7 protein-coding genes and 1 riboswitch are annotated in these 7,691 nt (G+C 55.1%); of the genes, 2 read left to right on the top strand and 5 right to left on the bottom strand.

From position 1 onward, the window contains the following. Positions 1-115: 115 nt before the first annotated feature. From ACWIUF_RS19775 to ACWIUF_RS19755, 5 genes are all read right to left on the bottom strand, one after another. The gene (locus ACWIUF_RS19775; protein ID WP_448574251.1) at positions 116-700 is read right to left on the bottom strand and encodes a GspE/PulE/PilB domain-containing protein; all 585 of its coding nucleotides are present in this window, start codon (positions 698-700) and stop codon (positions 116-118) included. Between the two features lie 177 nt (positions 701-877). Then, a complete protein-coding gene (gene nblR / locus ACWIUF_RS19770; protein WP_448574250.1) occupies positions 878-1,573 on the bottom strand; it encodes a response regulator transcription factor NblR in 696 nt (231 codons plus the stop codon). 49 nt (positions 1,574-1,622) lie between these two features. Then, positions 1,623-2,540 (bottom strand): NAD(+) kinase, encoded by a 918-nt coding sequence (locus tag ACWIUF_RS19765; protein ID WP_448574249.1) that lies wholly within the window; start codon positions 2,538-2,540, stop codon positions 1,623-1,625. A gap of 233 nt (positions 2,541-2,773) precedes the next feature. Continuing rightward, positions 2,774-3,757, bottom strand: a complete 984-nt coding sequence (locus ACWIUF_RS19760; RefSeq protein WP_448574248.1) for an SDR family oxidoreductase — start codon at positions 3,755-3,757, stop codon at positions 2,774-2,776. 291 nt (positions 3,758-4,048) lie between these two features. Beyond that, positions 4,049-4,666 (bottom strand): hypothetical protein, encoded by a 618-nt coding sequence (locus ACWIUF_RS19755; RefSeq protein ID WP_448574247.1) that lies wholly within the window; start codon positions 4,664-4,666, stop codon positions 4,049-4,051. A 338-nt stretch (positions 4,667-5,004) separates the two neighbouring features. Here ACWIUF_RS19755 and ACWIUF_RS19750 point away from each other — a divergent pair, with 338 nt between their 5' ends. Beyond that, positions 5,005-5,802, top strand: coding sequence for a cysteine hydrolase family protein (locus ACWIUF_RS19750; protein WP_448574246.1), 798 nt, complete (start codon positions 5,005-5,007; stop codon positions 5,800-5,802). A gap of 124 nt (positions 5,803-5,926) precedes the next feature. Then, positions 5,927-6,106: riboswitch (cyclic di-AMP (ydaO/yuaA leader) on the top strand. A 174-nt stretch (positions 6,107-6,280) separates the two neighbouring features. Next, positions 6,281-7,636: an SLC13 family permease gene (locus tag ACWIUF_RS19745; RefSeq protein WP_448574245.1), complete on the top strand. Its 1,356-nt coding sequence runs from the start codon at positions 6,281-6,283 to the stop codon at positions 7,634-7,636. Positions 7,637-7,691 lie beyond the last annotated feature (55 nt).

The raw sequence follows: 7,691 nt of genomic DNA, 5'->3' as shown, positions 1-7,691 counted from the left end.
AGAAGGGGTTGGCTAACGGCGGCGGGCGTGTGTCCTGACAGAGGCAGGACGGCAGACGCATTGGCCTCGATCGCCATCAATTCTGCTTCATCTAAAATCAGCGTTTCGTCGTTAATCAACACCATGGTTGGGGGGGAGCAGGAGGAACAGGAACGGGAGCGATAGAACTAGCCCGGTGGGCGGGGTGAAGCCCGGATTGGCCCTGGGTAACTTGGCTCGCTAGACGCAACTTTTCTTGATAGGCGGTAGGTCCCTCAAGTTGCATAAAATTGAGATAGGCCGACAGGAGGGTATGAAGGCTGTCGTGGGAAATGGGCTTGGGAATGAGCCGATAGTTCCAGTATTGGGCCATCCGCACCGCATATTCTAGGGCACTGCGATCGTGGGGATCAACCATGCCTAAATGTACCCGATCGCGATCGACCCCTAGTGGCAATAACTGATAATGCAGGCACACCTCAAAAGGCAAATAACTATCAATGAGATAAAAAATTTGGGTTGTATCCAGAGCAGGGGCAACTTGCCCCCCAAAAGCTAGGTTAACCCTGGCCTTGGTATATCGGTTTGTTAAGAGAGACGGGGAAGCGGCTACCATAGGTGGTCCAATCACGGGTTGGGGTTGGTGGGGCCAGTTGGGCAAACTGTAGGTTACCCAGAGGGTTGCCCAGAGGGTTGTACAGAGGACTGCACTAAGACCCACAAGCGCAGCAGGTTAGTCAGGGGCAGTCTGCCTTTATCCCACTAGACTGAAAATCTGCTGTTTCCCCGGAGGATTCATATAAAGTTTCTATCCAGAGATCCTGGCATTTCAGCCCGATTAAGGCCAGGTTCATGAAGTTTTCATAGAACTAGCCGGGCAGTCGCGTGAGCGAAATACCTAGCTTTCCCGGAGCACATAACCCACCCCTCGCACCGTTTGGATCAGGCGTTTTTCCCCTTCCTGTTCAATTTTGAGGCGCAGGTAGCGAATATAGACTTCAATGACGTTGGACTCGCCCATGAAGTCATAGCCCCAGACATTTTCCAGGATTTGGTCACGGGTCAGGACTTCACGCGGATTTTCCATTAAATACTTGAGCAGTTCAAATTCCTTCATCGTCAGGTCGATCGTGCGACCATTGCGAAAAGCCCGCCGGGTGGCCAGATCCAACAGCAGATCGCCAAAACGGAGTTGCTCGGTGCTGCTGGCCTCCGGTTGCAAATAGATCTGCAACAATTGCAGGAAAGCTTCCGTCTGATAGGGTTTGAGGCAATAATCATCGGCCCCTGCTTCCAGACAGGCAATCCGATCCTCGACGGTATCCCGTGTCATAAGCAGTAACATGGGAGTATGAACACCCCGTTCCCGTAGCCGTTGGCACACCTTCAGGCCCGACTCGTTTCCCAAACTGCGATCGACCACAATGAGGGCAGGTTGGAGATCAAGGCTTTGCTGGAGACCCTCAGTGCCCGTGCTGGCAATAACTGCCTGGTAGCCTGCGGCCTGCAAGTCCAAGCTCATCTGTTGGGCTAGGGCTTCATCAGCTTGGATCACCAGTACAGAGGGATTGGGGTTGGGAGATAATCCATTCATCGTTTTGGGGTGGCCGTTTCCCGGCAGGGGGGCTGTGCTCCATTGTGCCTTACGGTAGTTCCACTGAGGACGGTTTGGCCGTGTGGGGCAGCCCCCACCCTAACTTTTCACGCAGAATCCGGAAAAACTCTGGGGGTTGGAGTCGGATAAATTTGGCGTTGTACTGGGACCGTAGCGAGCGCACACGATCGTCCGGCAGCACATAACACCCAGCATTGCCATCAACCACCATCACCAGGCGATTCGGGTTCGCGGGGAAAATGGTCACGGGTTCCGTATCCGCAAACACGAGGGCACGGGAGGCTAAGGAGTGGGGACAAATGGGCACCAATTGCAATACGGGCACGCCAGGGGTGATCACGGGTCCCCCCGAACTCAGGGAATAGGCCGTTGACCCGGTGGGCGTGGAAATAATAATGCCATCAGCGGCGATATCCACGGGGGCATGGCGACCAATTTCAATCTCAAAGTGGCACATACTGGTCAGGGGTTCCCGATGTAGCACCATCTCGTTCAGACACAGGGCTTCCCAGAGGATAAAATCTTCCCGGAGAACCTGAACCGTTAACATACTGCGGGCTTCAATTTCGTAGTTACCCGCTATCACCTGAGCTAACATCGGGGGCAGGTTGCCTAAATAGGCTTCCGTCAAGAACCCCATGTGGCCAGTGTTGATGGTGAGGAGGGGAATCCCGCAGGGGGCTACCTGGCGAAAGGCTGACAGGACCGTGCCATCCCCGCCTAACACCACGGCAAAACTCATTTTTTCGTCAAAACCGGGGGGATTCAGGCGATCGATGGGGGTATGGCACACGGGGCTATCGGGTTGGGAATAGCCCAAAATCCCCCCCACGCCCGTGGCCAAGTGAACGTCCCAGCCATGCTCCTGAAGATAGGTTTCCACCTCCCTGGCGACTCGGCAGGCAATGGGCTTGGCGTCGTTGTAAATAATGCCAGCTTTAGGCACGGTCAACTCTGGAATATCAAATAGGGATTAATACAGGCAACGCTCAGCAAGAAAAGCTTAAGGTTACCTCAGAATTCGCGTCAAATAGTTAAGCCATTGACGCACGGATTGGGGCATTTGGCAATTGGGGAGCAGGACCCTAGGGCCGATGGCAAACCCCCGTTCGACCCCCACCTGCCCCGAGCCGCGATCGCACGGGGGGACGGGTAATTAAGGGGGCTAGAGACAGGCTCCTAGATAAACGGCGCTTGCTTCTTCCCCGCATTTTTTTTCTGCCTTGCCTTGGCTTGTTGGTAGTCCAACTCTTTGAGCTTTTTCATGATGCGGCTGAAGTAATCCTGGAGGTATTCTTCCAGGGTGGTCGTGGCCTTGGGATCAAGGCCAAACACGGCATAGGTGTTATCCATTGGCGTGATCATGGGCTTCCCTGCCGCCAAGACTTCGATAAAGGCCAGGCGATCGCTCAGGTTCCAGCCCCACTGGAAGAATCGCGCCATCTTCCGCACCGCCCGCAGCCAACCCAGGGGCATCCGCATAATCTTGGCCTCACGATCGCTGAGGCGCTCACATAGGCGAATAATCTCATAGCCACTCCAGGCACGGGTGCCCACGACGGGGAACGTGCGATTCACCGTTTCGGGTACGCTCAAGGCACGCAGGGCAAACTTGGCAATATCCTGGGTATCCATGTAGGCCATTGGGGCAACATCGCTGGTAATCCAAACGGCTTGCTGCTCTAGGATAGGAATCGCGTACTGGCCAATTAAGCCTTGCAGGAAGCCCGAAAGACGCAGGATGGTGTAGTTAAGGCCCGATTCGGCTAGGAATAATTCGGTGCAGTGCTTGATCTCCATCAAAGGCACCTGGGGATACTGTTCTGCATCCAAGATCGAGAAGAAAATGTAGCGATCGACCTGGGCCGCTTTGGCCGCCTGAATCAGCGCAACTTTGCCATCCCAGTCTACCGCCTTTACACTGAGCGAGTCGGTGGCACGGGTCGTGGCCGCATCAATGACAACATCAATGCCATCAAGGGCCGGAGGTAAGGTTTCTGGTAGTGTTAGGTCCCCCCCGACGAGGTCAGCCCCCCACTCTTTTAAGAATGCTGCCCGCCGTTGACTGCGGACTAGACACCGCACCTGATGTCCTTCATCCAGCGCCCGCCGGGTTACCTGCCTGCCTAAGGTACCTGTCGCACCAACTACCAGAATTTTCATGAAGAACTCTGTTAAAACGTTAACTTTTATAAAAGTTTATCAGAAAACTACCCGTAATCTCCCCCCTGGTGCAGAGATGATGAGCGATCGTCCCGTCAAGCTGGTTACGCCGAAGACCGGCCCCTGCTAGCGGCTGACGGTTCGCCTTCGGGCATCCCATTATTAAGAAGCCTTAATTAAGTTTCGTTGCGCAGTCAGGGCGTTCCCCGGCGCGATCGTGGGGTGGGGCGAGCGGGTGCCCGTGAGGTGGTCGGCGAGCAGGCCGCAATAGCCGGTGCAGTTGACAAACAACTAGGGTGTGGGATTGCGCAGCGTGAGTAACCGGGAAGACTGTACCCGGAGGGCACGGTAGAGGGGGAATGGGCCAGACTCGCCCGCCAACCATAGGACCATCGCCAGGTGACTGAGGCCCGTTAGGCCAATCCATGCGCGGGGAATCCAAGCCCCGGGGGTATCCGGAAGGGGCGGAAACAGATAGACCGCCAAGGTCACTAAGACCGTGGGCAAAACCACCAAGGCCGTACCGAGGCTGACCAGTGCGAGGCCCAAATGGGGATTAGCAGTACGACTTGTCCGCCAGCGTTTGCCATCCCACCGCCAAGTCAATGCCTGGGAACCGTCTGCCAAGCGTAATACCTGGGTTTGCAGGTCCGCCGTAAAAATATGACGACAGAAGCTACACCCAAAGCTCTCCATCAAGGTCATCCCGGTTAATTCGCCGTAGTAGCACACGGGACACCGGTAGTGGCCATCATAACGGAGTTGGGGAGGGGGAGGGGCCGCTGGCCCTTGATGGGAGGGAGGTAAGTTGAGGCAATCCATCTTGAGACCCGCCATAAACGGGATGATCTTGCGCCAGTTCTCGGAGACCAGGGTATCGATCCCAACGGTCTCCCATCGGGCGATCATAGCAAACCCTCTATCTGGCATTCACGGTGAACGCGGTAACCGCACTGGCAATCGCCGGTCGCCCTGGGGACAAGCCCGCGACTACGCCGCTGCGATCGTATCGCCCGACTCATGCAATTGACCAGCGAAATGCTATGGTTTTGGTTGATTCAAGGCGTGGATTTCCCATTGCCACTGCGCTTGCCCCGATCTACCGATTGGTCTGCACCGCCCATGTCACTGGACTTCGCTCGTTAAGCTGGCTGAAGCCATAGTCACAGGTGGGTCCTTGACCAGGTGCACCCTAACATAACATCAAGCCGTCCTGCCAGGACGGGATTGCCGCTCTAAACTTTTCGATGACGTTTACACCTGTGCATACCCTTGGTATTCCCCCAAACGCCTGGCTCGTTGACGCCACCAGTGCGGATCTCAGTCGTCCAGCGCTCGCATCCCGTCCGATCGTCCTACCCACGGCCACCAAGACCCTCCGGTTGGATCTGAATAAGGCGGCCTTATTGGTCATTGATATGCAGAACGACTTTTGTCATCCCGAGGGTTGGTTAGCCCATATTGGCGTAGACGTGAGTCTGACCTGGGCCGCGATCGCGCCCTTACAGGGGATTTTGCCCGTTCTGCGACAACACCAAGTGCCGATCGTGTGGGTGAACTGGGGCAATCGGCCCGATCTGCTCAATATCAGTCCTGCCCTGCGCCATGTGTACAACCCAACCGGGACCGGGATTGGCCTGGGTGATCCCCTGCCCAAGCATCAATCGCCGGTCCTGACGGCAGGGAGTTGGGCCGCAGCGGTGATCGAGGAGTTAACGCCCGATCCGATGGATATTCGTGTCGATAAATACCGCATGAGTGGGTTTTGGGACACCCCCCTGGATAGCATTTTGCGCAATCTGGGTAAAACAACCCTATTCTTTGCTGGCGTTAATGCGGACCAATGCGTTATGACAACGCTCCAGGATGCCAGTTGCCTGGGCTATGACTGCATTTTGCTCCGGGATGGGACAGCCACCACCTCGCCGGATTACTGTATGCAGGCCACCCTCTATAACGTCAGCCAGTGTTTTGGCTTTGTCAGCGATACCCCCTCCCTGCTAGCCGCCCTAGGGGCAACGGCAGCAGCGGCAGGCGCTCCCTAGACCTGCGGTTTCTCACATACTTGGGCGATTTTGACACTGGATCAGGAATTGACCGATACCCCCTAAATCGGCTCAGAATGCTACGCTCTAGGATGAGTAAGTCAGCCTAATCCAGCTTAGGGGTTGTCCCAGGCTACCGAAGTCCATATGGCTGGAGCGGAGGAACCACCGATCGGGGCTTATCTCAACTGCGCACCCCTTCTCCACAACCCTCTGCCGAGGGGAAGGGGGTGTTATCCAGTTGAGAAGGGGATCTCTCACCCCTCGCCCGTCAGCTAACTTCGTCGGCACAGAGAGAAGGCTTGCGGAGAGTCGATCGCGCTCCCTAACGACTAGGTTGCGGGCGATTTCCCAGTTTTCACTTCATCCCGGTGACTTACACCAGACGGGTTACCCCAGTCGTTCAGGGCCGAGTCCCTTCCCTTGCATTGGGGATGCACACCCGCCAAGCGGCAAACACATCGGAAGGAGAGGGTTTATGGGATTGGACGCAACCTGGCAAGGCATGATTGCCATCGTCATTTTTGCCGGGGTGATCTTTCTGCTCATGGCGGAATGGGTTCACCTGACGATCGCGGCCTTTTTAGGGGCCATGCTTTTAGTGTTCTTGAATATCCTGACCCTCACCGAAGCGATCAACTACATCGGCCAGAGCTACTCCACCCTATCCCTATTCTTTGGGGTGATGGTACTGGTTCGGGCCTTTGAACCAACGAAAATCTTTGAATACCTAGCCACCAAAATCGTCATTTGGGCTGGGGGGCAGGGACGCCGCCTCCTGTTGGGTCTTGTGGGGCTAACAACGGTCTGCACGGCCTTTTTACCGAATGCCACCACGGTAATGCTCCTGGCTCCCCTCATCCCCCCCATTGCCCAGGAGATTGGCGCTGACTTTGTACCCCTGCTAATTTTGATTACCTTTGTCGCTAACAGCGGCAGCCTCCTGACCCTGGTCGGCGATCCCGTCACCTTTCTAGTTGGAGACGCGATCAATATGAGCTTTACCGATTACTTCCTGCGCCTGGGGGGGAGCGGGGTCGTCGCGATCGGGACCCTGGTTGCCCTGCTGCCGTGGTTGTTTCGGCGCACCTGGCATAAGGAATTGGATAACCTGGACAAATTACCCCATCCCAAAATTAACCATCCCCGCACCCTGGCCACCGGGATTGTGATCGTTGTCTTTGTTCTGGTCTTTTTTATTATTGGCGAATATTTGCCCATCCCGATCGCCCCGGCCTCCGTCGCCTTAATGGGAGCCGCCCTCGCCCTTCTCCTGTCTCACCACAGCAAAATTGAGTCAGTCAACCAGATCCTCAGCGACGTTGATTGGAGTACTTTGATCTTTTTCATGAGCTTTTTCGTCCTCATTGGCGGTTTGGAAAAAACGGGCGTGATTAACCAACTGTCCCAACTCTTGGCCCTTGGCCTCAATCAAAATATTTTCCTGGGGTCATTAGCCCTGCTCTTTTTGATTGGCTTTCTCTCTAGCGTTGTACCCAATATTCCTTTGGTCGTAGCCATGATCCCACTGCTCAAGCAATCCGTCGTTAACCTGGGACTAGCAGGACCAGAAATTCTCTCGCCTACCTTTGATGGCAATTTACCCAGTGATGTGCTGCCCCTGTTCTATGCCATGATGATTGGGGCAACCCTCGGCGGTAACGGTACGCTAGCCGGAGCCTCCGCCAATATTGTTGCCGCTGGTATTTCGGAGTTACACGATCGTCGGATCTCCTTCAAACGCTTCCTCCGCTACGGCATTCCCGTTATGGTGCTCCAACTCATTACCGGAGCCGTTTATTTATTAGTTCTCATTTTGATCAAGTTAAGATAAACACAATTCCTAGGCTAGGGCGTGCAACCTTCAAAATCTAAAATCTAAAATCTAA

This window comes from Trichothermofontia sp. (assembly GCF_053493415.1).
The sequence above is the reverse complement of the archived record's forward strand: the minus strand, read 5'-3'. Positions and strand labels throughout refer to the sequence as shown.